The sequence below is a fragment of the Kibdelosporangium banguiense genome (genome assembly GCF_017876405.1).
Taxonomy (GTDB): domain Bacteria; phylum Actinomycetota; class Actinomycetes; order Mycobacteriales; family Pseudonocardiaceae; genus Kibdelosporangium; species Kibdelosporangium banguiense.
The window spans coordinates 5917300-5941340 of record NZ_JAGINW010000001.1 but is presented as its reverse complement, the minus strand read 5'-3'; the positions used below and the strand labels follow the sequence as shown (position 1 = coordinate 5941340).

The following is a 24041-nucleotide window of genomic DNA, read 5'->3' as shown; positions in this document are numbered from 1 at the left end:
CTTCCGTCCTACGAAACGATACTTCCACTCCCGACACGCGTCAACGCTTCATAGGTTTGCCCCCAAAGTGGCGTTGGGAGCATTGAGCGCTCCCAACGCCACTTTGGGGGCATACAGACCCGGAGGGGGTGAGCTGGGTTGTGAGGTGCTACGGCTGCCAGTCGTGGTCGGGGCCGACGGCGACTGGGCCCGCGTGCAGGCCGATGATTCGCAGGACGACCCCATCGACCGGCAGCCACTGTTCCTCGGTGCCGAGTTCGTTGCCGTACTGGTCGCGGCGGACGATCGTGGTCCGCTCAGTGACCCGGCCCTTGCCCTGGACGACCGCGATCACGTCCCACTCCAGCCGGTCGTTGACCGCGGGTCCGTCCGGGGTGGCGGCGTGCGAGAACTGGAGCTGGTACCAGGCGTGTTCCAGGGCCGTGAGGACGTTCGCCTCGTAGTCGCCGGCGACCGGGACACCGTTCCAGTTCACCGCGAAGCTGAAGCCGCCCCACTCCCAGCCGGCGCGGTTGTGGACGCTGCGCAACAACACCGTCTTGCCACGGGATTGCTCGTCGGTCGGATCGAGTTCCCCGGCACCAGTCGATTCCACAATGGACGGCCAGATCGCGTCGCTGTCGACCATGAGCTTGTCCCACAAGTCCTGGCGGGCCTGGATTATCGCCGCGTACTCGGCCTCGAAGCGCTCGTGCAACGCGCGTGCCCGCGAGACGAGCGATTCCTGGTGCGGCGTGTCCTTGAACGTCGCGTCGGCGTCGTTCATGAACCGGACCGGTTCCTGCCGGTCGTCGGACCGAATCGGCGTCTCGAGTGTGTCGGCGTTGGCCAGGACCTGGTCATACGCCTGCGCCAGCTTTGCCAATGACGCTTCCCGGACTCGCTCGGCCTTCTCGAACACGGCCAGCACTGCGGGGTGGTCCGGGAATCGCGTGCGGATCTCCTGCAGCGAGGAGTCGTCGAGCAGCCAACCGGTCTCCCTGAGCGCGGCCCGCGTCCGGGGCAGCTCCGGGGCGTGGAACGGAAACGACTGGTTGATCTCGAATGTGTCGCCGTCCCAGCCCTCGATGTTCTGCTCAAGCAGCTCCCACCGCGTCTGGACGGTCGCCACCTGCTGAGCGGTCGACCATGCCGTGGACGACGCCTCGATCCTGCGGTCGGCTTCGGCGATCCTCGCGTCGATCGCCTGGATGTCCGGGTCGTCCGCGGCGGTTTCGCGGTTCCAGTCCGCCGCGATGGACCAAAGCCGGTCGTAGACACGGGATCTGGCGTTCTGCATCGCCTGGGAGACGCGGTACGCGTCGTTTTCGTCGAGCCCGGCGAACGGGTCACCTGCGGCCAGTTCCTCCAGTTCGGCCAATACCGGCAGCGCGCCTTCCAGCCCTCGGGCCTTGATCGCGGCCACGCGGTTGGTGGTCGCGGTGGCGATCCGCGTCTCCAGTTCGGAGATCCGCTCGGCGGAGAGGTAGGTCTGGATATCCTCTTCGGACAGTCGACGGGTGAGGTAGTGCACCGCTTCCAGGGTGCGTTCGGTGGAGATCCAGTCGCCGGTCTCCTCGGCGGTGGAGAAGTGCCTGTCGAGTTCACTTTCCAGGCGCCGGACGTGTTCGGCGTTGACCCCTTGCCCGGCTTCGGCGCGTAACCGGGCTATCTCGGCGAGCAGGTCCTCGGTGCCCTGCACAGTCGCCAGCAGCGCCACGGCTTCGTCCAGGTTGCCTTCGACCCACTCGTAGCGCCCGCTTTCGACGTAGTTCCGGGCCGCGTTGATCCTGCCTTTCGCCTGCGACAGGGCGACGTGATCATCCTGGATTTCCTTTGCCGGTGCGGACTCCTCGACCGGCATGGGTGCATTGCCGCTGAGCCGGGCGCGCCACTCCTCGATCCGCGTGACGATCTCCGTCTTGAAGCGGTCCGGCACATCCCGCACGTATTCCTCGGCCTTGGCCAGCGTGCTGGTCAGAACGTAGTCAGCGTCGTAGCCGGAGTCCAGCTCCCGCTCCACCCGGTCGAGCTGCATTTTCGCGGCCCGGACCATCCGCTCGGCTTCCTCGGCCGCGACCGCCTCGTCCACCGCGGCCCGCAACGTCGCGATCTCCGCGTGCAGAACGGCGGTTTCATCAACCGGTAGCCCGGCAAGCAATTCCAGGGCACGGTCCAAATTGTCGCTTGCCGAATCATAACGGCGTGACTCGAAGCTGCTGTGCGCGCTGCGTATTGACCGCTGTGCGGCCGAAAGAGACATACCGGCAGCACATCAGTAATCGCCGAACTCGCGCACCGCACTATCGGGCGGCCATCCGGGTGCCCCGCCCACCCCGGACCAGTCAGTTTGCTACAACGCGAACCGAATCCAGAGTGCTGTCCACCGCATCCGGGATGTACATGCCTGCCGCGAGAAGAACGTATGGTCGGCGCCGACCGCGTCGGCCATCAACTCCTGGGCTTCCCGCAGCACTCCGTGATCCAGCCGGCGCCCGTCCAACCCGTTCGGGGTCAGCACGTCGGCAGTGAACACATTCCTGCCGACCACCTCGAGCACCCGTGGGTCTATCCCGCGCCCCTGCTTGTGGCCGGGCGCGTTGAAGGGCACGAAACCACGCTCGTGATAGTCGCGCAGCGCCTCAAGCACGGGTGCTCGGCTGTGGTCCATACTCCTTGGATCGCCCGGTCAAGGCCTTCTCAAACGTCCCGTTGCGGCAACGGTTCGGCTCCGTCCACATCAAAACGTGGACCGGGCGCCTCAGCCCATCGTCTTCGAACCGTCGAGGCCTTCGCGGATGATGTCGGCGTGGCCGGAGTGCTGCGAGGTCTCGGCGATGATGTGCATCAGGACGCGGCGGTTGGACCAGGCCGCGCCCTTCTCGAACCATGGGGCCTCGGGCAGCGGGTGTGACTCGTCCAGGTCGACTGTCCGGACCAGTTCGTCGGTCCGGGCGGCGATCTCCTCGTACTGTGCGAGCAGGCCTTCGAGGGTCTCGTTGCCCCGCATCGAGAACTGCGCCTCCCAGTCCACCTGCTGCTTGAACATGCCCGCGGCACCTTCGAGGATGAAGTTCGCCCACCCGCGCTCGGTCGCCGCGACGTGCTTGATCAGGCCGCCGAGGGTCAGCTCGCTGACCGTGGTGCGCTGGTTGGCCTGCTCGTCGGTGAGGTTCTTGACGGTGAACTTCAGGAAACCGCGGTGCTTGGCCAGCATCTGCAGGAAGTCCGCCCGCTCGCCCGTGGTGACCGGCTCGGTGTAGGTGCTGCTCATGGTCTTCGCCTTTCCTCGGTTGCCCTGGTGAGGACAACTCTAGGAACAATTGCGGTCAGTTCCTGTCCGCATTGCGGCCTTATTTTCCGGACTTCAGGGACTCCACCGCCTTGGCGATCCGGCGCAGGCGGGTCTCGGGTGTCTTGGCGTCCTCGACCGACAGCACCCAGCGCAACTGATGGCTGTAGGCCATCTTGTCGAAGGCCTCGCGGGCTGCTTTCTCACCGTCGAGCGCCGCGGCGAAGTCGGCGGGCACGGTCACCACACGCGGCTCGGTGTCCAGCTCGAGACCGACCTCGATCTCGTCGCCGCCGGCCACCCCCGCCTTGGCCCGGTTCTCCGAGCTGACCGACAGCAGGAACCGGCCGCCCATCCGGGCGATGGTGTTGCGGTACGTGTGGCCGTTGATGGTCACCACGACCGGCGGCCTCTTGCTGGTGCCGAGTTCGGCCACGACTTCGTCGGGGACGTGGATCCCGGTGGTGTTCTTGCCGGTCTGCTCGAGCACGGTACGGAACTTCATCGTTCACTCCTCGAAGAACTTGATCAGCACCGGCGCGATGATCTCCGGCGGGACGTCGTGGGCCTGGTCGAGAAGAACATGATGCCGCCCGGCCGGCAGAATCCGGAGCACTTCCTGGACGCCTTGGCGGATCCACGGCAACGCGGCGTCGCCGCCGTCCATCACCAGCGTCGGCACCGAGACCGAAGCCGCGCGGGCGGGCACGGAGAAATCTCGCAGGATTGCCGCGTCGTACACCAGAGCGTGCGCTGAAGCCGCCATCCCAGCCCAGAAAGGCGTGCCACGCATGGAAGTCACGTACTCCACCGGTACGTTGACGATCTCGACCAACCAGTACTGGATGGCGTCCTCGCTACGGCCGGCCGCGATCAGCTCGGCCACCCGGTCGCCCCAGTCGGCCGGGACCGCCCTGCGAGCGCCTTCGACGATGTACGGCGGCTCCCACATCGCCAGTCTGCTGACCGGCACGCCGTGTGCGGCTGCCTCCAGCCCGATCATGCCCATCCCGGAACTGCCGTACACACCGGCGGATCCGCCTGCCTCGGCGATGACCGCGGCCAGGTCCTCGTAGTCACGTTCCACCGAATACGGCTTGGTGTCACCACTTTGGCCACGCCCGCGCCGGTCGTATGTGAACACGGTGAAGAACGGCCGGAGCACCTCGGCCAGCGGCTGTTCGCCGGAGCTGTCGCCAGGCCCGCCGCTGAGCAGGATCACTGGCGGCCCAGAGCCTGCACGCTTGTAAACGATCTCGGTTCCGTCAGCGGAGATCACGGTTCCCATCGCGATCACCGGTCCGCGTGCCGGTAGAGCTGCACGGACGTGGTGGCCAGCCAGGTGAACGCCGCCAGCACGCCGACGGTGAACGCCAGGATCCCGAAGCCCGGCCCGGCGGCGAGCCCGCCGAACGCCAGCAGGAACACCACACCGGTGATCCGCGAGTACATCGCCCAGCCACGCCCGGCGAACCGGCGCGCGATCACGAAGCACGCGGCGATGAAGCAGAGGAACCCGATGCCACCACAGACGAAGTGCAGCGTGCCCGCCATAGTCGGCTGTGTCGGCAGACCGACCACGTCACTGGGGAATCCCGGTACCGGATCGGCCGGGAAGAACCCGCTGGCGACCATGCCCAGACCGAACACGCCGATCAGCGCCGGACCCCACGTCCCGCCCATGCCACCGCGTAGTAACCGGCGTATGCCGACCGCGGCCGCGATCACCATCAGGCCGGTGAGGATCAGGTTCGTGGTCTGGATCCAGCCGACGTCACCGTTGGCCAGCACGCTCCACGGATGCTTCGTGAGATCGAAACCGTCTCTCGTGAACGCCTGGACCAGCGACACCACGACATAGAAGGGACCGGCGAGCACGCCGTAACCCAGCAGGGACTTGGTGATGCGCGCGGGGTGCGGGGTCCGGGTGTCGGCGGCTTCGGTCTCCGGTGTCCAGACAGCTTGAGTCATGAGGTCTCTCCTTTTCACCTGGTCAACGCCTCGACGAGAACTAGACCGTACAGTACTGTAGCGAGTACTGACCCGTCTAGTACTATTCGGGCAAGGAGGCTGATCATGGGAATCGCGGGTGTGGGCGTCGGGATGGAAGAAGGCCGGTCCGCCCGGAAACGCCGGCTGATCATGGAGGCCGCGACCACGTTGTTCCTGCGCAACGGCTACCAGGGCACGAGCATGGACGATGTCGCGGCGCTGGCCGCGGTGTCCAAGCAGACGGTCTACAAGAACTTCACCGACAAGGAAGGGCTGTTCAGCGAGATCATCCTGGGCGTCTCGGCCACGGTCGACGCGTTCGTCAAGCTGATCGGCGACAAACTGCACAACAGCACCGATCTCGCCAAAGACCTGCCCGCGCTGGCGCGGCAATACCTGCATTCGATATTGCGGCCGCAGGTCCTGCAAATGCGCAGGCTACTGGTGGGTGAGGCCGCGCGATTCCCCGATCTCGCGCGCACTTACTACGAACGCGCACCCGAACGCGTCCTCACCGCTCTCGCGCCCGAGTTCCAGCACCTGGCCGAGCGCGGACTGCTACGCGTGCAAGACCCGGCATTGGCCGCCAAGCACTTCGCTTTCCTTATTCTCGGAATCGCGTTGGACAAGGCGATGTTCTTCGGTGACGACACCGGGTTCACCACCGAGGAACTGGACCACTTCGCCGATGAAGGGGTCCGGGTATTCCTCGCCGCTTACGGCGGGTCAGCCGATTAGTGTTTCCGTCTGTACCGTGCTGCGGTCGCGGACACGCTCGCCACGTTGCACCATCGCCGTCGCGATGGCGGTCGCGATCACCCGTCCGGCTGAGTCGGTGAGCTCCCCGCGCAGGTGACAGACCTGCTTGCCACGGCGGACAACCGTGGCCTTCCCGATCAACGTGCCGGGCCACGCGACCCGCAGAAACTGCACATGCAGATCCAGTGTCGGCGCGAATTGCCCTGGCCCCAATGTCGCGGCCAGCGCCGGTCCCATTGTGTCGTCGAGCATCGCCGCGAGAAAACCACCCTGCACATGCCCGGCGGGGTTGGTGAATCTGTCACTCGCCTCGAACTCGACCTCGATCGTGCCCTCCTGTGGATCGACTTCCCGCAGTTTCCAGCCGAGGGTCGCCGCCGCGGCCGGGGCCGGCGTGCGACCGGCCATCATGTCCCAGAAGAATCCCGTTGGCGTAGCCATGGCGCACACTATGCCGGACAGGCCGGTGTCAAAGGGACACTTCACACCGAAGCGTGTACGCGCTCAGCGCGGCTCGATCTTGGTGCTGTGCAGGTGTTCGTAGACAACGCTCGTGCGCACGTCGGCGACTTCCGCACGCTCTGTGATCTGGTCGATGACAAACGCGTAAAGGTCTTGGTTGTCCCGCACGGCCACGTGCACCAGGAAGTCCTCACTGCCCGACACCACGAAAACCCCGATGGTCTCGGGCAACGTGGTGATCCAGTTGCGGAACGCCTCGATGTTGCGCCGCGACGGCGGCCTGATCCGGATCGCGATGAGCGCCTGCACGGCCCGGCCGATCGCGGCCAGGTTCACGTCGAGTACGGCCCCACGGATCACACCACGCTCCCGAAGCCCTCTCGTCCGCTCGAGCGCGGTGGACGGCGCGACACCAACTGCGGACGCGATGTCGCGGTTGGTGCGCCGTGCGTCCAACTGCAGCTCCCGCAGGATCGCCGTATCAAGTTCGTCCAGATCCACGCCAGCCACCTCGCTGCCGAATTAAGTTCACCGATATTGCCGTCGTTCCCAAGAAGAGATTAGCGTTTATGGCAATTCCCGCATGAACGAGAGGTCAAACGTGTCTTCAGGCATTGTCGGTTTCGCCCCCGACGAGATCGTCACCGGCGAGGCGACCCGGGCCGCCCAGCTCAAATGGGTGGTCGTGGTCGACGAGAGCATCCCCGCCGGCCGGATGGTCAACGCCGTCGCCTGCATCGCGGCGAGCACCGGCCAGGCGGTCACCGGCTTGATCGGGCCCGGCGGCCCGGACGCGTCCGGCCAGTACCACCCCGGACTGCCGTGGGCCGGCTGCAGCGTCCTGCGGGCCACACCCGGGCAGATCGCGGAGATCAGGGAGAAAGCTGTGACCAGTGCGGGTGTTCTTCTCGCCGACATGCCCATGAGCGCGCAGACAAACCGCGTCTACGACGAGTACCTCGCCGAACTGGCCGAGACCAAACCCGCCGATCTCGCCACTTGCGCGATCAGCGTGATCGGCCCGCGCAACCGGATCGCCAAGCTGGTCAAGGGACTCCAGCTGCTGGCATAGCCCGGTACGCTGGAACTCGACCGGACGAAAGGGGGCGCCATGCCGCGGCTTCAACTGCTGCTCGCGGTGTTCCTGCCGGTCGCGTTCGTCCTGTTGACGTTCAACGGTTCCGGCCCGATCGCGCTGGCCACGGCGCTGACCGCCGGTATCGCGATCATCCTGTCGATCTGTGTCCTGCCGGCACCGACCGGTGCGCCCGCACGGACCCGGGCCATCGCGTTACGCGAACGCGCGCGCCGCAGTGTTTTTCTTCGCCTGCGCGATCCCGACGCCTCCGGCAGGCCACGTCCTCGAGCTCCAGGAGCCGCAGCAGCGGCTGCCTGAGTCACCCCGCAGCCGCTTTCCGCCTGTCCTTCTTCCCCTGACATGACGGAGTGCTGCTTGCCATGTTCGATTTCCTTGACGTGCCCGCAGAAGGCGCGTTCCATCTGGTCGCCTGGCTGGCCACCGCAACCGGTACCGCGGCGGCGATCGTGCTGTTCACCGCGTGTGTCCGGCTGTTGCTCCACCCCCTTGCCCGCTCGGCCGTCCGCGGCGAGAAAGCCCGCGCCGCGCTGGCACCGCAGGCGGCCGGGATCCGCGAGAAACACCACCGGAATCCCGAGCGCATGCAGCGGGAAATGCTGGCCCTGTACCAGGATTCCGGTACCTCGCTGTTCGCGGGCTGCCTGCCGATGCTGCTGCAACTGCCGGTTTTCATGGTGATGTACCACCTGTTCACCGCCCCGGCCATCAACGGCACGGCGAACGGCCTGCTCAGCGAGGTGATGTTCGGCGCGCCACTGGGCAGCCGCCTTTTCGGCTCCGGCGGCGGCCTGGTCTTCGCCGTGCTGTTCGTAGCCTTGCTCGTGGTGGGTTACTTCTCGTCACGGGCACTGCCGCCGGAGACTCCGAAGTTCATGCGGCTGCTGCCGTTCGGCACCTCGTTGGCGGTGGTGGTAGTTCCGTTGGCAGCCGGGCTGTATCTGCTCACCACCACGACTTGGACGGTGGTCGAACGGGCATACCTACGCCGATAGCCGGTACGCCTCAAGGCGTTCGACAAGATCCAACGGGCGGGAGAACGCGGGAAGGTGACCGCCGGGCATCTCGTCCGGCGTGAACCCCAGGCGCTCCTGGACGATCCGGCGCTGGAACGCCGCCGGGAACATCCGGTCGTCCTGGCAGAGCAGGAACCTGGTCGGCACGTCCGGCCAGGCCCGCAACGGCCACGGCTTGGCGAACGGCGTCCCGGACTGGACGATCTCGCCCTCGGCCAGCACCTCGGCGAGCACGCCTGCCGGAACGTCGTGCAGGAACGTGAAAAGCGGGTCGAACGGGCTGTCGCCGGGCACCCCGAACGACTCCTTGAGCTCGCGTTCGGCCTGGTCCTGCCCGGTGGCCGTCCACCACTCACCGGCGGACTCACCGGGTTTCGGGGTCATCGCGGCGACCATGACCAGCAGGTCGGCCTTGATCCGCGTGCATGCGATCGGCGCGGAGAACCCGGCCAGGGACTGGGCGACCAGGATCAGGTCCCGCCGGTCGCCGACGGCCTCGACGATCGCGTCGGCGTACTCGTCGAACCCGGCCTCGTCGTCATCGGCAGGCAGGTCGACCGCGACCACGTCGTGGCCACGCTTGCGCAGTTCAGGAGCCACGAACCGCCAGTGACTGGCCTGGCCGCCGGCACCTGGGATGAGTACATAGGTCGCCATCGGGCCTGCCCCCTTGTTCGCGAACTGTTCCTCGTCCCACATTAGCGTTCCCGGTGATCAAGGACTCGCGGGACGATTCCGCCGGCTTTTTCCGCGCCCTGAAGTATTCGCCGCCTGAATCACCATCTCGGCAAATGGCTATTCTGATCAGGCCGTCGGCAGAGGAGGACCATTGCGCGTCACCATCGCTGAAGTCGCCAGACGGGCGAGAGTGAGCAAAGCGACCGTCTCGCGGGTGCTCAACAACAAGGGCGATGTGGACGCCTCGACAGCGATCCGGGTCCGCGAGGTCATCGCGGCGACCGGTTACACGCCGAGTGCCCGCGCGGTCGGCCTCGCCAAGGGCCGTACCCAGACTGTCGGCATGTTGGTGCCGGGACTCACCTGGCCGTGGATGGGCGACGTGCTGCAGGGTGTCGCCGACGTTCTGGAAGCCATGGGTTACGGCTTGCTGCTCAACACGATGAACCGTGGCGCCGACTCTTTGACGCAGTTCGCCCGGCACGTGTCGGCCAACGCCTTCGACGGGCTGTTGCTGATCGAACCGCCGGACACGTTGAGCTACATCAGCGGCCTGCACGAGTCGGGATTCCCGATGGTGATGATCGACGACCGCGGTGATCATCCCGGTTTTCCCTCGGTGGCCACGAGCAACAAGCAGGGTGCCGTGGATGCAGCCCGGCATCTGCTGGCCACCGGACGGCGCCGGATGGCGGTCGTCACCGGTCCCTCCCAGTTCGGCTGTACCAGGGACCGGACCGACGGTTTCCGTTCGACGCTCGAGGACGCCGGCGTCCCGCTCGAGGAGAAGTTCCTGATCGAAGGCGACTTCACCCGTGACGGTGGCCGCGAGGCGATCCAGCCGCTCCTGGAAGCAGGCGTGGAACTGGACGGTGTCTTCGCTCAGAACGACCTGATGGCTGTCGGCGTGCTCGACGCCTTGCGCGCGGCTGGGCGTGCGGTGCCCGATGACGTGGCGGTGATCGGCTTCGACGACATCCCTATCGCCGCGCACACCCAGCCTGCGCTTACGACCGTGCGTCAGCCGTCCCGTGAGATGGGTGAGGCAGCGGCCCGGATGCTGCTGTCGAGGCTGGCCGGGGAGCCTTTCCCGCACGAGCCGCACATCGTCCCCACCTCTTTGATCGTCCGCGACTCCGCACCCTGAGGTCCCCTGGGAAGCCCCGCACTACCTCCCTGCCTACCCATAAGGGCAGGCTTGCGACCGGGCCGGGCTGAGACAATCGGCCGGATCCGGGCCATTTCGGAGGTGTGCATGGAGTCGAGCGCAGACCGGGTCCAGGCCGCCAACGCCGCGTTCATGGCGCACACCGCGATCCAGGCCCGGTTCTACGACGACTACCTGCTGGCCGCCAGCACGGCAGGCTGCCTGCAGATCGTGCTGCTGGCCGCGGGCCTGGACACCCGGGCCTTCCGGCTGGACTGGCCCGACGAGGTCCGTCTCTACGAGCTCGATTCGCCGCAACTGCTGGCGTACAAGGAGAAAATACTGTCCGCGAGTGCCGCCGTGGCCCGTGGCGGCCGTACGGTGCTGGATGTCGACCTGCGTTCGGATTGGCCCGCCAGGCTCATCGATGCCGGTTTCGAGCCGTCCGGCCGCACGGCTTGGCTTGTGCAGGGCGTGCTCATGTACCTCTCCGAGACCGAGGCAGGCCGGTTGTTCACGTCGATCGGCCGGCTGTCGGCAGCCGGCAGCCGGCTCGCGTGCGAACAGACCGGAGGCCGGGCCGGGGACCGCGAAGACCCGGTGGAGCAGCTGTGGAAAGGCGGACTGGGCTCGCGAACAGTCGACTGGCTCAGCCGGCACGGCTGGGACGTCCAGCTCTATCGCGGAACCGAGCTCGCATCGGCGTACGAACTCGCTCCCCCGCCCGCGGTCAGTTTTGTGATCGCCACCATGACCTGATGCTGTGCCGGCAGCCTGGCACGGGAGAACAATGGACAGGTGTCACCCAGAGCCGAACGCAGGCACAAGGCGTCGATCCAGGTGCGATCGCAGGACTACGCGCGTCGCCTGGAAGGCCTGCGTTACCTGGAACGGTCGGCCGGTGGCGGGCAGGCGCACCGGCAGGAATGGCTCGACCATGTCTGCGACCAGCTCAGGGGCGATCACCCGATCCAGTGGCGGCTGCTGATGTACCGCCTGCTGCACACCCATCTGCGGCCGGACAAGGGCGGGTTCTGGCCCGGCCTGGATCTGCACCTCGGCCAGGCGCGGCTGTCCGGCTTCGACCTCTCCGGCTGTGAAGTCCACCGTGCGGACTTCGGCTGGACCAGATTCGACGGCGACGCGCGGTTCGCCCGCACCACGTTCACCGGCACTGTCCGGTTCGAGAAGGCCTGCTTCGCCCGGCACGCGTTGTTCAACCAGACGACCTTCGGCTCACACGCGCTGTTCCACAACGCGACTTTCACCGGCAACGCGATGTTCCCGGATGCCGGGATCGCGGGTGAGGCCCGGTTCTTCCACGCCCGGATCTCCGGCCGGGCCGACTTCACCGGGGCCAGGTTCGGCGACGACGCGAGTTTCGACGACGTGTACTTCGGCGGCCGGGCACTGTTCCAGAACGCGACATTCGCGACAAAGGCCCGTTTCGACGACGCCGTGTTCCGCGGCCGCGCGATGTTCACCGACACCTCGCGCGTCCTGACCAACGCCGTGAAATTCCGCTGGCCAGGTTAAACGGCCTCGGCCGCGAGGGTGATGGCCAGCCATTCCAGTGCTGCCTCGGTTTCCGCGTCGTCCCGGTCGATCAGCCAGTTCAGCAGCACACCGTCCACAGTGGAGATCAGGAACCGGCTCAGCACCCTGGTGGGTGAGCGCCAGGTCGTCTTGTTGCGGACCGCCAGGTCGGCGAGGAACTGTTCGGCGAGCGTGCCGAGCACGCACTGGTGCTCACGGACGATCATGGTTGCCGCTGGACGGCGTAACGCGTGTGCGACGAGTTCGACGACGGCCTGATGCCCGGCCGGATCGTCCCGATAGGACCCCCATAATCGGCGCAGGGCCGTTCGCAGGGAATGCTCGACCGCGCCGCTGGCCCGCAACGCGACCGCGGCGGCTTCGGCCACATCCGCGAACACCGCTGCCATCAAGGCGTCTATCAGCTCTTCCACCGAATGGAAGCAGTAATGCACAACGGCAGGCGGCACCTTGGCCTCATGGGCGATCCGGCGGGTGCTTGCCGCGGCAACGCCTTCCCGGGCCACCACCCGGAAGGCGGCAGCCACCAACTGCTGGCGTCGTTGTTCTGCAGGGACATGCGCCACTGCAAGAGCATAACCGGCGAGAACACTGTAGACAGCCGACTTGGACAGGCGCCCCACTCGCCCGAGCGCGGTGAGAACTCCGTACTTTCGGCTCTGCACAAGGATGTCCGGTTGTGCCTAGCGTGCGAGCACATGTGGAGACGCGCGCTCGTGACGGCCGCGGCGGCTGTACTGCCGTTCGTAACGCCGATTCCAGCGGTCGCCCAGGCGGCGACCGTCGTGCCGGTCCGGATCACCGGCGATCCAGCGAAACGCTTCAACATCGTCATTGTCGGTGACGGCTACACCGCCGCCGAGATGCCCCGCTTCCGGGAACACGTCGACCGGCACATGAACGTGCTGATGACACTGGAACCGTTCAAGACCTACCGCAGTTACCTCAACGTCTACGCGGTCGAGGTGCCGTCCGCCGAATCCGGTGTCAGCTGCGACCCGGACCTGACCTCGCCACGCCGGAACACCCCGCTGGGCATGGCGTTCTGGGGCGGCTGCAACTCCGCGAGCGTGCAGCGGTTGCTGACAGTCAACAACGCCGCCCTGACGCAGTACGCGAACCTCGTGCCTGGCACCAACGCGGGCAACCGCCAGCTTCTCGCGATCGGCAACAGCAACACCTACGGCGGCGCGGGCGGAACGTACGCGACCGCGTCGGGCGGGAATGCGCTTTCCGCATTGATCACGCCCCACGAACTCGGCCATTCGTTAGGCGGCTTGGACGACGAGTACGACTACTACTCACGCGGTGTTCGCGGCGACGCCTACACCGGCGGCGAACCGTCGTCGATCCACCACACTTTGTCGACCACGCAACAGATGCAGGCCCAGCGCAGCAAGTGGTGGCGATGGCTGGGCGAGCAGAGTGAATCCGGCGGCCCGATCGGCCGCTACGAGGGCGGTCTCTACAGCGGCAGTGGGGTCTGGCGGCCGAGCAGGCACTCGATGATGAAGTCGCTGGGCTACTACTTCGACCAGATCAGCCGGGAGCGCATGACCCAGCGGATCTCGGGCAAGACCAGCATTCTGCAAGACGGCACACCGAACTCCGCGCCGATCGGCGCCGATCGGGCGGTCTGGGTCGAGCCGTTGCACCCAGCGTCACACACGTTGACGGTGACCTGGCGGCTGGACGGCCGGGTCCTGCCGACCGACGGCAGCCGGAGCGTCGACCTGCGGACAGTCCGCCCCAGCCCTGGCAGGCACACACTTACGGCGACCGTCGTCGACCAGACCGATTTCGTTCGTGATCCCGCGATCCGGAATTCGTCGGCGCTCACACAGACCCGGACATGGACCGTGGACACCTCGATCCGCACACCGCGCAACCCGGTTCCGGCAGATTTCACATCGTCGACGCCCACTGGAAACCCCGTCGGCGCGCAAGACGTCGTCTACGCCGAGACCACGCGGCCGGTCGACCAGATCCTGGCCGTGCGGTGGGCAATCGACGGCCGCCAGGTACCGAACCCGGGCAACGACCGTGATCTGGACCTGTCCCGGTTCCAGCTCACCGGAGAACACACGCTGACCGCGTCCCTGCCCAGCCGTACTCTCACCTGGAAGATCGACGCCACCGCGCCCGCGGTGAACTACGAACTGTCCAAGCCGGTGAGCAAAGTCGACCGGCCCGGCCAGCCGACGGAGTACGTGTTCGACGCGCCGTTCACGATGAAGCTCAGCGCGACCGACAACACTCCCGGCTACAACATCACCGAGTTCCGGGTCAACCGCGACGGCTGGTTCAACTACTTCGGCTGGCCGACCGACGCAGGCGCGCCGTTCCTGTTCACCCCCGAAGGCACGAACATCGACAATCTCGTGTACGGCAAGCTCGGCGAGCCTCGGCTGTCCCCTTGGGACAACGTGCCGCCCGGCTACGGCCGGCACACCATCGAGTACCGCGCGGTCGACTCGGCCGGCAACGTCGGCGCGACCGGGAAGTTCATCGTGACGCTGCAACGGCCGAGCTGACGACCGTGTTCATCGCGTGACGAACCGCACCGCGTGGGTGGTGAACGCTCTGGCCGCTGGGCTGCGCGGCGCACTTTTCCGCCAGGCCAGCGCCAGTTTCCCACGCAGGTCGGCACCGGTGATCCTGAGCGCCCGCAGCCCGGGCCGGTTGCGGACGATCGACTCCGGCAGGATCGCCATGCCCAGCCCGAGCTCCGCCAACTGGGCGAGCACCAGCGGTGTCCCGGCCTCCAGTGTCACGTGCGGCTGAAAACCCGCTGCGGCACAGGCATTTTCCAGGATCGCACGAATGCCTGTGCCGTTCGGCAGGCAGATCAGCGGCCGGTCCTTCAGATCCCGGATCGGGATCCGGCTTCTGGTGCCTTCGCCGCTGACGGCCGCGACCAGTGGCTCATCCGACAGCGTGTGCAGCTCAAGATCGGCGGGCTCGTCGGCGACACCGATGATCGCGACATCCAGCCGCCCGGCCCGCAGGTCGTCCATCAGATCGCTGGAGTGCGACTCCGCCAGCGTGATCTCCACAGCCGGGTGGCTCGCATGAAATCCAGCGAGCATTCCCGGGATGTCCACATTGTGCGACGTCACCATGCCGATCGCGACATGCCCACGCACCAGTCCCGCGAGCTCGTCGACAGCAAGTCTCGCTCCGTCCACCGCCGCCAAAGCCGCCCGTGCGAACGGCAGAACCGTCCTCCCAGCTTCCGTCATCGTGACCGCCCGGCCTGAACGGTCCAGCAACTCCTGCCCGAACTCCTTCTCCAGCTGCCGGATCTGCGCGCTCACACCAGGCTGGGCCACGTGCATCCGCGCCGCGGCCTTGGTGAAACTCGCCTCTTCGACCACAGCCACGAAGTACGCCAGCTGCCTCAGCTCCATAAGCAATGATTCTAGCTATCAGAAGATCTATCTCTTGGACTTCTGGCACGTCAGCGATCACGCTGGAGGCATGAAGAAGGCAGCAACCCCTGAAGACCTGGCCCGTCTGTTCGTCGAATACGCCAACGCGGGCGACGCCGAAAGCCTGACCCGGCTCTACGAACCGGACGCCGTCCTGGACTTCCCCGCCGGAACCCACCACACCGGACACGACGAGATCCGGGCCGTGCTGACGCAGCTGGTGTCCGCCGGTCTCGAGTTCACTGTAGAGGCTGCGCTGCCCACCTTGATCACCGGCGACATCGCCCTCACGGCCACCCGGCCGGCCGACGGCACAGGCGGCCGCACCCAGGTCGCCCGCCGGCAGGCCGACGGCTCCTGGCTGCGGATCCTCGACCGCCCGGAAGCCCCTGTCACGTCATGACAATGTGTCCGGCACCGCCTGCGTGAAGAAAATCGCGTCATACCCGCGAATCCGGTCGAGCGCGCCGGCCGGCATCATCGCGCCCTCACTCAGATAGCGCGCACAGGACCAGTCGAACGAGTCATATGTCAGGGCAAAGCCGTGGCGCTTGCCGGCCGCGTCGAGAACCGCACAGGCAGCCGGCGTCACCTCCTGGCCGATGCCGTCTCCGGGGATGAGCGCGATGCGGTGCGTCTGCATGGCGAAATCGCACCAGATCGGCACCGCAGCCGCCACCCCACAGTGAACAACAGGAATCAGTAGTCGTCGCCGCCGAAGAATTCCGATTCCAGTTCGTCGGCCGCACCCGCGATCAGTGTGAGCGGATCGGTGAACTCGTGGATATCGAGATTGATCAGCGGCAGTGAATGCCGGATCACCACGTGCTCGCCGATGATCGCCGCGCCCCCGGAGATCGTGGTGTGGCCGATCGCCTGCAGCAGGGCATGCAGATCGACATTGCGGGCCAGTCCGATCGGTGTGGCGATCTGGACCCACTCGTATTTCTGGTCCAGTTCCTCCCGCGCCACGATCATCACCTGCGTGCGGTCACTGTCCTCGTCGAATGTGTAAAGCAGCCGGATCTCGCCCGCTGTCTCACTGACGATGTCATATTCGGTCCGTACGTACTCAGCCAGCTCATCCCAGGTAGCCACCAGGAAACCCTAACCAATCCCGGTCGTCTGGTGTGCGGTGTTCGTGGGTTCGCCGAATCGATATGGTCTCACCCGATATGTCGCTTTTTTCTCATTCGGCAGAGTGACCATACCGAATGCGTTCACATCGGGATCGAGCACGCCCGACACCACGAAGTCCGGCGCCCCATCAGGTTTGATCTCCAGCAGAAATCCCTCTTCGTCGCTGGTGCGATCCTCCCAGGTGAACTTGACACCGTTGGCGTGCACGATGGTCACAGTGAAATTGGCCGGCGTGCCCTTGGCGTCCTTCACCACGGTCTTGTCGGCCGGTCCTCCAGGCAGCGTCTTGGGCTTCACCCAATCCTCGTCCTCGTTGGGGTTCTCCTCGAACTCGCCGGGCGGCAACGTGAGCTCCACCGGCGCCGAAGCCGTGCCGTAGTAGGGCCGGATCCGGTAGTAGAACGGCGTTTGCGGGATCAGGTCCGGATGCCGGTACTTCGTCCCGGCGGGCGGCAGGTATCCCAGGATCGTGTACGTGCCGTTCGGCTCGGTCGCGTACTCCACGACCTGCCCGGCCGCAGCTGGATCCGTGGCATGCCAGGCCAGATCGATGTTCGTCGGCGTCGTCAGGGTCGCCGTCAAGTTGGGTGGCGGCGGGGCGTCGTCCGCAGGACCGGCCGAACAACCGGCCAGCACCACGAGCGGCACGGCCGCGAGGCGCCTGATCACCGCTGCCTGTCCACAGAATCCTCCGGTGCAAGGGTTCCCGGCGGCGGCGGGTTTCTCAGCCTACGGGCAGTGATCGCCCGCTAGCAAGAGGCGGCCTCCGGGTGGCTGCTACCGTCGTGGAAACGGAGGTGGGGCTGATGACGGGCAAACGGATAACGATCCGTGACGTCGCCCGGTCGGCCGGTGTCTCCTATCAAACCGTGTCGCGGGCGCTGAACGACAAGGGCGAGATCGACGTCTCCACCAAGCAGCGCGTGCTGGATACCGCGCGGGAGCTGGGTTACCGGCCCAGCCGCTTCGCCCGCGGCCTGGTCCGTCAGGACTCCACGTCGATCGGGCTGGTCATTCCCAACCTGCTCAACCCGTACTTCACCGAGGTGGCGTCCGGCGCGTTGGACGCGGCCCGCAAACGCGACTGGCACGTGGTCGTCTACGACACCGCCGACGACGCCGGTCAGGAACAGTCCACGTTGAGCATGGTCGGCTCCCAAGTGGACGCCGTGATCGGCTATTTCAGCCAGCCGGACGCGGTGATCGACCAGTACACCAGCGGTATGCCGGTGGTCCAGATCGGCCGGGAGGACGTCACCGGCCGGTTCGGCTCGATCCAGGTGGACGGCGAGGACGGCGTGCACGCCGCGATCGCGCACCTGGCCGCGGGCGGGCGTCGGCGGATCGGCATGCTCGACTACGACTACGACGAGCCCAGCAGCCGATACCAGTGGTACGCCGAGGCGATGCGCGAACGCCGGCTCACCGGGTGCGTGATGCCTGCGGCGCAGTCCATTGAGGGCGGTCAGCGCGCGATGGCCGCCATGCTCGAGGCACATCCCGACCTCGACGCGATCCTGACCTACAACGACGTGATCGCCATCGGCGCGATGTTCCAGGCACGGCTGCTCGGCCGGCGCGTGCCCGCCGACATGGCGGTGATCGGGTTCGACGGCCTGGCCATCGGCAACATGGTCGAGCCGCCGCTGTCCAGCGTCCGGATCGACACCCGCCAGGTCGGCGCCGTGGCCATTGACCAGGTCGGACAGCTGCTGGCCGGGCAACGTCCCGAGGTGGCCGTCATCAGGGCCGAGCTCATGCTGCGCGGCTCCGCCTGATCCTTGACATCCGGGACGCACGCGTTTCACACTCGACTCACGTGACCGGTCACGTGACCGATCACGGAGCCAGGGTGAAAGGTGATCATGTACATCGACGACGTGTCCCCGGGGTACGGCGCCCAACCAGCACGGTCCGCCTTCACCTCGGATGCCTTGACGCTCGGCCTGAACGGTGAGTGGCGTTTCCACCTGTCCCCGAGCCCGGTCCTGGCGCCCGACGGAATCGAACAGGCCGCCTTCGACGACTCGGCCTGGGTCTCGCTCCCGGTTCCCTCGAACTGGCAGATGCACGGGCACGGCAAACCGGCCTACACCAACGTCCGGTACCCGTTCCCGGTCGATCCGCCCCACGTGCCTTCGGACAACCCGACCGGCGACTACCGCCTCGCTTTCGACCTCACGCCGGAATGGCTCTCGCAGCCGGTCGTGCTGCGTTTCGACGGCGTCGACTCGTGCGGGCGGGTCTGGCTCAACGGCGAAGAGCTGGGCGTGACCAGGGGCAGCCGCCTGCCGGTCGAGTTCGACGTCAGCGGCCTGCTCCAGGAAGGCCGCAACGTGCTCGCGGTCCGTGTGCACCAATGGTCTTCCGGAAGCTACCTCGAGGATCAGGACATGTGGTGGCTGTCGGGTATCTTCCGGGACGTCACCCTGCTGGCCCGGCCGGTCGGCGGCATCAACGACTATTTCCTGCACGCCGACTACGACCACTTGACCGGCCACGGTCGGATCCGCGTCGAGACCGAGGCCACGGCCTGGCTTTCCGTGCCCGAACTAGGAATCCTGCGCGCACCCGCGGATTCCCCGATCGACGCGGGCGTGGTCGAACCCTGGACCGCTGAGGCTCCTCGGCTCTACGAGGGCTACCTCGCTTCCGACACCGAACGCGTGCCCGTCCGGATCGGCTTCCGCACAGTGACCATTGAGGACGGTCAGCTCAAGGTCAACGGCCGCCGGATTCTGCTGAAGGGCGTCAACCGGCACGAACACCACCCCGTGCACGGGCGGGCCGTCCCCCTGGAAACCGCACGCGCCGACATCCTGTTGATGAAGCAGCACAACATCAACGCGGTCCGCACCAGCCACTATCCCCCGCACCCGGCATTCCTGGACCTGTGCGACGAGTACGGCCTCTGGGTGATCGACGAGTGTGACCTGGAAACCCACGGTTTCACCGAGGTCGGCTGGAACCGCAACCCCAGCGGGGCCCCGGAATGGCGCGACGCCTACCTCGACCGCATGACCCGCATGGTCGAACGCGACAAGAACCACCCCAGCATCATCATGTGGTCGCTGGGCAACGAAGCCCACACCGGCTCGAACCTCGCCGCCACCGCCGCCTGGGCCCGCACCCGCGACCCAGGCCGCCCCATCCACTACGAAGGCGACGCGGCCTGCGAGTACGTGGACGTCTACAGCAGAATGTACGCTTCCCACTCCGAAGTGGACGAAATCGGCCGGACCACCGAAATCCCCTTCATCCTGTGTGAATACGCCCACGCGATGGGCAACGGCCCCGGCGGCCTGCTGGAATACCGGGAGCTCTTCGAAAAGTACCCCCGCTGCCAGGGCGGTTTCATCTGGGAATGGATCGACCACGGCATCACGCAGCTCACGCCGGACGGCCGCGAGTTCTTCGCCTATGGAGGCGACTTCGGCGAAGAGCTCCACGACGGCAGCTTCATCGTCGACGGCCTGGTCTTCCCCGACCGAACCCCCTCCCCCGGCCTGACCGAACTGGCCAAAATCTTCGAACCACTCCGCATCACAGCCGCACCCCAGCCTGGCCCAACTCCCACTGCTTCCCCCGCAAACCGCCCCCAGACCAGCCCCCACCCTCCCGGGGGGCGTCCCTGGTCCAGTCTATCGGTGGGGGTGGCGCGGGAGGGGATTTCCGCGGGGGCTGTGGACAACCTGCGGGTGCGAGTGGCGAATTTGTTCGACTTTGCAGGGCTTGACCTGCTGAAGTTCGAGTGGAATCTGGAGCAGGAAGGCGTTGAGGTCGCCTCCGGGCCCCTGGATGTCCCGGCGATCGAGGCAGGGCAGGAAGCCACGGTGCAACTGCCGGATCTTCCTGAAACCACAAGGGAATCCTGGCTCACGGTCACCGCGAGCCTCGCCAAGGACACGTCCTGGGCGCCGGCCGGGCACACGGTCGCCTGGGGACAGATCCAGGTCCAAGCGGGGACGAACACGCAGCAACAGCCGGGAGACCTCACCCTGGGCGAGTTCGACCACGAAGGGACGCTGCGGAGTATCGCGGGAATCCCGGTCCAGGGACCAAAGCTGGATCTGTGGCGCGCCCCGACTGAGAACGACCGCTACTCCGACGAGCCGCGCTGGCGCGAACTGGGCCTGCATCGCCTGCAGCACCGGATCATCAGTGTCCACAACGGAGTCGTGCACAGCCGGGTCGCACCAGCCGCTCAGGACTTCGGCATGGACGTGAAGTATCACTGGACCGGCAACGACAAGACACTGACTCTGACGGTCGACATCGAGCCCGAAGGAGACTGGCCCTGTCCGTTGCCCAGGCTGGGCTTGCGAATGGCGTTGCCGGGCACGTTCGACCGGGTCGAGTGGTTCGGCCGGGGGCCGGGCGAGGCCTACGCCGACAGCCACCAAGCAGCCCGAGTAGGCCGTTTCAAGGCGACAGTCGACGAGTTGCAGACGCCTTACGTTGTCCCCCAAGAGAACGGCAACCGCGTGGATGTCCGTTGGGCAACTCTGACCGACGGCGACAGGACACTGCGGATCGAGGGTGGGTTCGACTTCGCGGCCCGCAGGTGGACGAGCGAAGATCTCGACGCCGCGAAACACACGACCGACCTGACGCCCAGCGACTGGATCCACCTGAACCTCGACATCGCACAGAACGGACTAGGCACGGCCACTTGTGGCCCTGGCGTCCTGCCGCAGCATCAGCTGCACGCCCAGAAGGCGAGCATCACTCTGACGTTCCGCGCGGTTTCCTGAGGTTGTCGGCGTAGGCGTTGACCGAGGCAGCGAGTTTGTCCAGGTCGGCGCGCATGCGGGCGAGGCCGTTGGCGTCCAGCGCCATGGCCTCGCCGATGATCGCGGGGATGCCGTCGGCGCGTTCCCGCAGGGCCAGGCCTGAGTCGGTGAGGCTGATACGGACCGACCGTTCGTCGTCGGCCTGCCGGGTGCGGCGCACGAGCCCGGCCGTCTCAAGGCGCTTGAGCAGGGGCGAGAGGGTGCCGGAGTCGAGGTTGAGCTCGGTGCCGAGCTCCTTGACCTGCCGGTGGTCCTCCTCCCACAGCGCGAGCATCACGAGGTACTGGGGATACGTCAGGTCCAGGTCTTCGAGCACCACGCGGTAGAGCGAAGTCACGGCCCGGGACGCCGAGTAGAGCCCGAAACACAGCTGGTCATCCAGTCGCAGTGACATCCCGACATGGTGCCTCAGCGACCGCGCACAGGCAACTCAAGTGCCTTAAATCTCATTACGCCCAACTCAGTTGTGCACAATTCAGTTGTGGCCTACCTTGAAGACATCACTCCAAGGAGGCAGAGATGACCGCCAATCCGCACAACATCAGCCTTGAACCGGCCGCGCAGGCGTTCGCGGAGGCCACCGACACGCCACCGTACCTGTTCCAGCTTCCGCCCGCCGAAGGCCGCAAGGCTGTGGACGGCGTCCAGGACGGCCCAGTCGAGATGCCGCCTGCCGACATCGAGACCCTCAACGACGTCCCTGGCGTCCCCGAGGTGCGGATCGTCCGTCCGCAGGGCGCCACCGGCCCGCTTCCGGTGATCGTCTACATCCACGGCGCCGGCTGGGTCTTCGGTGACTTCCACACCCACGAGCGCCTGGTGCGCGAGCTGGCCGTCGGCACCGGCGCGGCTGTCGTGTTCCCGGAGTACGACCGCTCGCCGGAAGCGCGCTACCCCGTGGCGATCGAGCAGAACTACGCCGCCGCGAAGTGGGTCGCCGAGCACGGCGCCGAGAAGAACCTGGACACCGCCCGGATCGCCATCGCCGGTGACTCGGTGGGCGGCAACATGACCGCGGCCGTGACGCTGATGGCCAAGCAGCGCGGCGACGTGAGCTTCCGTCAGCAGGTGCTGTTCTACCCGGTCACCGATGCGAACTTCGACACCGAGTCGTACAGGACGTTCGCAGAGGGCTACTTCCTCGGTCGCGAGGGCATGAAGTGGTTCTGGGACCAGTACACCACCGACCCGGCCCAGCGCGCGGAGATCACCGCGTCGCCGTTGCGGGCCAGCCTGGAGGAGCTCAAGGACCTGCCGCCCGCGCTTGTGATCACCGGCGAGGCCGACGTGCTGCGTGACGAAGGCGAGGCGTACGCCGCCAAGCTGCGTCAGGCCGGCGTGCCGGTGACCGCGGTCCGCTACCAGGGCATCATCCACGACTTCGTGATGGTCAACGCCCTGCGTGAGACGCACGCCGCCGAAGCCGCCATCACGCAGGCGATCGGCGTGCTGCGCAGGGCGCTCAGCTGAGCAGTTCGCCCACCATCGCGTTGGTGAACTTGCCCTCGGGGTCGAGTGAGCGCACCAACTCCCGGAAGTCCGGCAGTCGTTCGTACCGCGACCGCAGGACTTCCGGGGCGATGCGGAAGATCTTGGCCCAGTGCGGCCGCGGCGCGAACGGCGCCAACTGCTCCCCCACAAGCGAAACCACCGGCAGCACTGCGGCGGTGTCCGCGATCCAGGTGAAATGGATGCTCACGGTGTCACGCCGGTAGTACGGGCTCAGCCACATCTCGTCCGCCGCGATGGTCCGGATCTCACTGATCTGCAGCACCGGGTGGACTTTCGCGCGGATGGCGTCGATCGCCCGCAACGCCGCCACCGCGTCGGACCGGCCGACCATGAACTCGGTCTGCAGTTCCTCGCCCGCGCTGGGCGTGAACTCGGGCCGGAAGTGCGGCAGACGTTCGAACGACCGGCCCGCGATTCCCAGCTGCGGCGTGCAGTTCTCCGGCGACATCCCCGGCACCGGATGCCTCGGCCCATCAGCCGCAACCGTGCCCTCCGGCACGAACTCCGGTTCGTCCACGCGCTGTTTCACCCAGACCTGGTTGATCTTCGAACTGCTCCAGTCGGTGAACAGGCTGACGCTGTACGCACCACCAAGCACACCAAGGATGTCGGAGTCCAACGGCAGTCCTTCGTGGACATACTGGCGAATCTCGAACGCAGGCACCAGATCCAGCGTCATGCTGGTGACAATGCCCAGCGCACCGAGGTTCACGACCGCACCGGACGGATCCGTGATCTCCACGACGGAACCGTCAGCCGTGACGATCTCCATCCCCGCGACAGAACTGGCCAGGCTGCCGTTGCGCACACCCGACCCATGCGTCGCGGTGACGCACGCGCCCGCAACCGAGATATGGGGCAACGAAGCCAGATTCGGCAGGGCAAAGCCCTTCGCGTCCAGCTCCTCGGAGAACTCCGCGTACCGCAGACCTGCCGACACCTTCACCTGCGCGGCTGCCGAGTCCACCTCGACCACCCTCGGCAGGTCGCCGACAGAGACGAGCTCGCCGGTGGTGTCGGCGAGCTCGTTGAAGGCGTGCCTCGTGCCCAGTGCCCGAATCCGGCCGCTCCCCGCGACCAGAGACTGCACCTGGCCGACTGTGGACGGTCGATGGATCTTTCCCGCCCGGTAGGTGATGTTGCCTGCCCAGTTTTTCGCCACCAGGTCAGTATGGCCAGAAGTGCTC

At 66.5% G+C, this 24041-nt stretch carries 28 protein-coding genes; 12 read left to right on the top strand and 16 right to left on the bottom strand.

Features of this window, described 5'->3' with window-relative positions:
* Positions 1 to 148: 148 nt before the first annotated feature.
* The 6 genes from JOF56_RS28010 to JOF56_RS27985 form a co-directional block, all read right to left on the bottom strand.
* A complete protein-coding gene (locus tag JOF56_RS28010) occupies positions 149 to 2242 on the bottom strand; it encodes a hypothetical protein (RefSeq protein ID WP_209642475.1) in 2094 nt (697 codons plus the stop codon).
* 90 nt (positions 2243 to 2332) lie between these two features.
* On the bottom strand, positions 2333 to 2650 hold the full coding sequence (locus JOF56_RS28005; RefSeq protein WP_209642474.1) for a hypothetical protein: 318 nt from the start codon (positions 2648 to 2650) through the stop codon (positions 2333 to 2335).
* Positions 2651 to 2740: 90 nt separating this feature from the next.
* Positions 2741 to 3253: a DinB family protein gene (locus JOF56_RS28000; protein ID WP_209642473.1), complete on the bottom strand. Its 513-nt coding sequence runs from the start codon at positions 3251 to 3253 to the stop codon at positions 2741 to 2743.
* Between the two features lie 79 nt (positions 3254 to 3332).
* Entirely contained in the window at positions 3333 to 3776 is a 444-nt protein-coding gene (locus JOF56_RS27995) for a YdeI/OmpD-associated family protein (protein WP_209642472.1), read from the bottom strand.
* 3 nt (positions 3777 to 3779) lie between these two features.
* Positions 3780 to 4559, bottom strand: coding sequence for an alpha/beta fold hydrolase (locus tag JOF56_RS27990; RefSeq protein ID WP_209642471.1), 780 nt, complete (start codon positions 4557 to 4559; stop codon positions 3780 to 3782).
* A gap of 5 nt (positions 4560 to 4564) precedes the next feature.
* Positions 4565 to 5242, bottom strand: a complete 678-nt coding sequence (locus tag JOF56_RS27985) for a DUF998 domain-containing protein (RefSeq protein ID WP_209642470.1) — start codon at positions 5240 to 5242, stop codon at positions 4565 to 4567.
* Between the two features lie 105 nt (positions 5243 to 5347).
* On the opposite strand from JOF56_RS27985, the gene JOF56_RS27980 reads away from it, so the two are divergent.
* Complete coding sequence (locus JOF56_RS27980) at positions 5348 to 6001, top strand: TetR/AcrR family transcriptional regulator (protein WP_209642469.1); 654 nt, start codon at positions 5348 to 5350, stop codon at positions 5999 to 6001.
* Here JOF56_RS27980 and JOF56_RS27975 read toward each other — a convergent pair.
* Both JOF56_RS27975 and JOF56_RS27970 read right to left on the bottom strand, forming a co-directional pair.
* Entirely contained in the window at positions 5990 to 6463 is a 474-nt protein-coding gene (locus JOF56_RS27975) for a PaaI family thioesterase (protein WP_209642468.1), read from the bottom strand. The two genes, JOF56_RS27980 and JOF56_RS27975, sit on opposite strands and share 12 nt — an antisense overlap.
* 63 nt (positions 6464 to 6526) lie before the next feature.
* Complete coding sequence (locus tag JOF56_RS27970) at positions 6527 to 6979, bottom strand: Lrp/AsnC family transcriptional regulator (protein WP_209648528.1); 453 nt, start codon at positions 6977 to 6979, stop codon at positions 6527 to 6529.
* 88 nt (positions 6980 to 7067) lie between these two features.
* Here JOF56_RS27970 and JOF56_RS27965 point away from each other — a divergent pair, with 88 nt between their 5' ends.
* From JOF56_RS27965 to yidC, 3 genes are all read left to right on the top strand, one after another.
* Positions 7068 to 7556 (top strand): DUF2000 domain-containing protein, encoded by a 489-nt coding sequence (locus JOF56_RS27965; RefSeq protein ID WP_209642467.1) that lies wholly within the window; start codon positions 7068 to 7070, stop codon positions 7554 to 7556.
* Positions 7557 to 7595: 39 nt separating this feature from the next.
* Positions 7596 to 7880 carry a DUF6412 domain-containing protein gene (locus tag JOF56_RS27960; RefSeq protein ID WP_209642466.1) on the top strand — a complete coding sequence of 95 codons (285 nt, stop codon included), beginning with the start codon at positions 7596 to 7598 and terminating at the stop codon, positions 7878 to 7880.
* 62 nt (positions 7881 to 7942) lie between these two features.
* Positions 7943 to 8575 carry a membrane protein insertase YidC gene (yidC, locus tag JOF56_RS27955; RefSeq protein ID WP_209642465.1) on the top strand — a complete coding sequence of 211 codons (633 nt, stop codon included), beginning with the start codon at positions 7943 to 7945 and terminating at the stop codon, positions 8573 to 8575.
* Here yidC and JOF56_RS27950 read toward each other — a convergent pair.
* Positions 8564 to 9295 carry an alpha/beta fold hydrolase gene (locus JOF56_RS27950; RefSeq protein WP_245378430.1) on the bottom strand — a complete coding sequence of 244 codons (732 nt, stop codon included), beginning with the start codon at positions 9293 to 9295 and terminating at the stop codon, positions 8564 to 8566. The genes yidC and JOF56_RS27950 overlap by 12 nt on opposite strands.
* Positions 9296 to 9425: 130 nt before the next feature.
* Between JOF56_RS27950 and JOF56_RS27945 the strand changes: the two genes are divergently transcribed.
* The 3 genes from JOF56_RS27945 to JOF56_RS27935 all read left to right on the top strand — a co-directional run bounded on the left by JOF56_RS27945 (position 9426) and on the right by JOF56_RS27935 (position 11957).
* Positions 9426 to 10421 (top strand): LacI family DNA-binding transcriptional regulator, encoded by a 996-nt coding sequence (locus tag JOF56_RS27945; RefSeq protein ID WP_209642464.1) that lies wholly within the window; start codon positions 9426 to 9428, stop codon positions 10419 to 10421.
* Between the two features lie 108 nt (positions 10422 to 10529).
* On the top strand, positions 10530 to 11180 hold the full coding sequence (locus JOF56_RS27940; RefSeq protein ID WP_209642463.1) for an SAM-dependent methyltransferase: 651 nt from the start codon (positions 10530 to 10532) through the stop codon (positions 11178 to 11180).
* Positions 11181 to 11219: 39 nt separating this feature from the next.
* The gene (locus tag JOF56_RS27935; RefSeq protein ID WP_209642462.1) at positions 11220 to 11957 is read left to right on the top strand and encodes a pentapeptide repeat-containing protein; all 738 of its coding nucleotides are present in this window, start codon (positions 11220 to 11222) and stop codon (positions 11955 to 11957) included.
* Here the strand turns inward: JOF56_RS27935 and JOF56_RS27930 are convergent.
* The gene (locus JOF56_RS27930; RefSeq protein WP_209642461.1) at positions 11954 to 12544 is read right to left on the bottom strand and encodes a TetR/AcrR family transcriptional regulator; all 591 of its coding nucleotides are present in this window, start codon (positions 12542 to 12544) and stop codon (positions 11954 to 11956) included. The genes JOF56_RS27935 and JOF56_RS27930 overlap by 4 nt on opposite strands.
* 132 nt (positions 12545 to 12676) lie before the next feature.
* Between JOF56_RS27930 and JOF56_RS27925 the strand changes: the two genes are divergently transcribed.
* Positions 12677 to 14512 carry a M64 family metallopeptidase gene (locus JOF56_RS27925; protein ID WP_209642460.1) on the top strand — a complete coding sequence of 612 codons (1836 nt, stop codon included), beginning with the start codon at positions 12677 to 12679 and terminating at the stop codon, positions 14510 to 14512.
* A 9-nt stretch (positions 14513 to 14521) separates the two neighbouring features.
* Here the strand turns inward: JOF56_RS27925 and JOF56_RS27920 are convergent, their stop codons facing one another.
* The gene (locus tag JOF56_RS27920) at positions 14522 to 15388 is read right to left on the bottom strand and encodes a LysR family transcriptional regulator (protein ID WP_209642459.1); all 867 of its coding nucleotides are present in this window, start codon (positions 15386 to 15388) and stop codon (positions 14522 to 14524) included.
* A gap of 70 nt (positions 15389 to 15458) precedes the next feature.
* Here JOF56_RS27920 and JOF56_RS27915 point away from each other — a divergent pair, with 70 nt between their 5' ends.
* On the top strand, positions 15459 to 15812 hold the full coding sequence (locus JOF56_RS27915; protein WP_209642458.1) for a YybH family protein: 354 nt from the start codon (positions 15459 to 15461) through the stop codon (positions 15810 to 15812).
* Here JOF56_RS27915 and JOF56_RS27910 read toward each other — a convergent pair.
* From JOF56_RS27910 to JOF56_RS27900, 3 genes are read right to left on the bottom strand one after another with little or no spacing between them, the layout of a single operon-like run.
* Positions 15807 to 16076, bottom strand: a complete 270-nt coding sequence (locus JOF56_RS27910) for an isocitrate/isopropylmalate family dehydrogenase (RefSeq protein WP_307855287.1) — start codon at positions 16074 to 16076, stop codon at positions 15807 to 15809. The two genes, JOF56_RS27915 and JOF56_RS27910, sit on opposite strands and share 6 nt — an antisense overlap.
* A gap of 32 nt (positions 16077 to 16108) precedes the next feature.
* On the bottom strand, positions 16109 to 16507 hold the full coding sequence (locus tag JOF56_RS27905) for a type III secretion system chaperone family protein (RefSeq protein WP_209642457.1): 399 nt from the start codon (positions 16505 to 16507) through the stop codon (positions 16109 to 16111).
* A 9-nt stretch (positions 16508 to 16516) separates the two neighbouring features.
* Positions 16517 to 17218: a fibronectin type III domain-containing protein gene (locus JOF56_RS27900; protein WP_307855286.1), complete on the bottom strand. Its 702-nt coding sequence runs from the start codon at positions 17216 to 17218 to the stop codon at positions 16517 to 16519.
* A gap of 137 nt (positions 17219 to 17355) precedes the next feature.
* Here JOF56_RS27900 and JOF56_RS27895 point away from each other — a divergent pair, with 137 nt between their 5' ends.
* Complete coding sequence (locus JOF56_RS27895) at positions 17356 to 18327, top strand: LacI family DNA-binding transcriptional regulator (RefSeq protein WP_245378429.1); 972 nt, start codon at positions 17356 to 17358, stop codon at positions 18325 to 18327.
* 87 nt (positions 18328 to 18414) lie between these two features.
* Positions 18415 to 21303 (top strand): glycoside hydrolase family 2 TIM barrel-domain containing protein, encoded by a 2889-nt coding sequence (locus JOF56_RS58295; RefSeq protein ID WP_245378428.1) that lies wholly within the window; start codon positions 18415 to 18417, stop codon positions 21301 to 21303.
* Here the strand turns inward: JOF56_RS58295 and JOF56_RS27885 are convergent.
* Positions 21275 to 21736: a MarR family winged helix-turn-helix transcriptional regulator gene (locus JOF56_RS27885; protein WP_209642456.1), complete on the bottom strand. Its 462-nt coding sequence runs from the start codon at positions 21734 to 21736 to the stop codon at positions 21275 to 21277. The genes JOF56_RS58295 and JOF56_RS27885 overlap by 29 nt on opposite strands.
* A gap of 125 nt (positions 21737 to 21861) precedes the next feature.
* On the opposite strand from JOF56_RS27885, the gene JOF56_RS27880 reads away from it, so the two are divergent.
* Complete coding sequence (locus JOF56_RS27880; RefSeq protein WP_209642455.1) at positions 21862 to 22812, top strand: alpha/beta hydrolase; 951 nt, start codon at positions 21862 to 21864, stop codon at positions 22810 to 22812.
* Here the strand turns inward: JOF56_RS27880 and JOF56_RS27875 are convergent.
* Positions 22805 to 24016 (bottom strand): FAD-binding protein, encoded by a 1212-nt coding sequence (locus tag JOF56_RS27875; protein ID WP_307855285.1) that lies wholly within the window; start codon positions 24014 to 24016, stop codon positions 22805 to 22807. The two genes, JOF56_RS27880 and JOF56_RS27875, sit on opposite strands and share 8 nt — an antisense overlap.
* Positions 24017 to 24041: the final 25 nt, after the last annotated feature.

Bases quoted from the DNA above. Each gene is read 5' to 3' on its own strand.
- JOF56_RS27965 (WP_209642467.1), top strand. From the start codon at position 7,068: ATGAACGAGAGGTCAAACGTGTCTTCAGGCATTGTCGGTTTCGCCCCC.
- JOF56_RS27960 (WP_209642466.1), top strand. From the start codon at position 7,596: ATGCCGCGGCTTCAACTGCTGCTCGCGGTGTTCCTGCCGGTCGCGTTC.
- JOF56_RS27980 (WP_209642469.1), top strand. From the start codon at position 5,348: ATGGGAATCGCGGGTGTGGGCGTCGGGATGGAAGAAGGCCGGTCCGCC.
- JOF56_RS27895 (WP_245378429.1), top strand. From the start codon at position 17,356: ATGACGGGCAAACGGATAACGATCCGTGACGTCGCCCGGTCGGCCGGT.
- JOF56_RS27915 (WP_209642458.1), top strand. From the start codon at position 15,459: ATGAAGAAGGCAGCAACCCCTGAAGACCTGGCCCGTCTGTTCGTCGAA.
- JOF56_RS27950 (WP_245378430.1), bottom strand. From the start codon at position 9,295: ATGTGGGACGAGGAACAGTTCGCGAACAAGGGGGCAGGCCCGATGGCG.
- JOF56_RS27880 (WP_209642455.1), top strand. From the start codon at position 21,862: ATGACCGCCAATCCGCACAACATCAGCCTTGAACCGGCCGCGCAGGCG.
- JOF56_RS27990 (WP_209642471.1), bottom strand. From the start codon at position 4,559: ATGGGAACCGTGATCTCCGCTGACGGAACCGAGATCGTTTACAAGCGT.
- JOF56_RS27920 (WP_209642459.1), bottom strand. From the start codon at position 15,388: ATGGAGCTGAGGCAGCTGGCGTACTTCGTGGCTGTGGTCGAAGAGGCG.
- JOF56_RS27885 (WP_209642456.1), bottom strand. From the start codon at position 21,736: ATGTCACTGCGACTGGATGACCAGCTGTGTTTCGGGCTCTACTCGGCG.
- JOF56_RS27940 (WP_209642463.1), top strand. From the start codon at position 10,530: ATGGAGTCGAGCGCAGACCGGGTCCAGGCCGCCAACGCCGCGTTCATG.
- JOF56_RS28000 (WP_209642473.1), bottom strand. From the start codon at position 3,253: ATGAGCAGCACCTACACCGAGCCGGTCACCACGGGCGAGCGGGCGGAC.
- yidC (WP_209642465.1), top strand. From the start codon at position 7,943: ATGTTCGATTTCCTTGACGTGCCCGCAGAAGGCGCGTTCCATCTGGTC.
- JOF56_RS27985 (WP_209642470.1), bottom strand. From the start codon at position 5,242: ATGACTCAAGCTGTCTGGACACCGGAGACCGAAGCCGCCGACACCCGG.
- JOF56_RS27925 (WP_209642460.1), top strand. From the start codon at position 12,677: ATGTGGAGACGCGCGCTCGTGACGGCCGCGGCGGCTGTACTGCCGTTC.
- JOF56_RS28010 (WP_209642475.1), bottom strand. From the start codon at position 2,242: ATGTCTCTTTCGGCCGCACAGCGGTCAATACGCAGCGCGCACAGCAGC.
- JOF56_RS58295 (WP_245378428.1), top strand. From the start codon at position 18,415: ATGTACATCGACGACGTGTCCCCGGGGTACGGCGCCCAACCAGCACGG.
- JOF56_RS27995 (WP_209642472.1), bottom strand. From the start codon at position 3,776: ATGAAGTTCCGTACCGTGCTCGAGCAGACCGGCAAGAACACCACCGGG.
- JOF56_RS27975 (WP_209642468.1), bottom strand. From the start codon at position 6,463: ATGGCTACGCCAACGGGATTCTTCTGGGACATGATGGCCGGTCGCACG.
- JOF56_RS28005 (WP_209642474.1), bottom strand. From the start codon at position 2,650: ATGGACCACAGCCGAGCACCCGTGCTTGAGGCGCTGCGCGACTATCAC.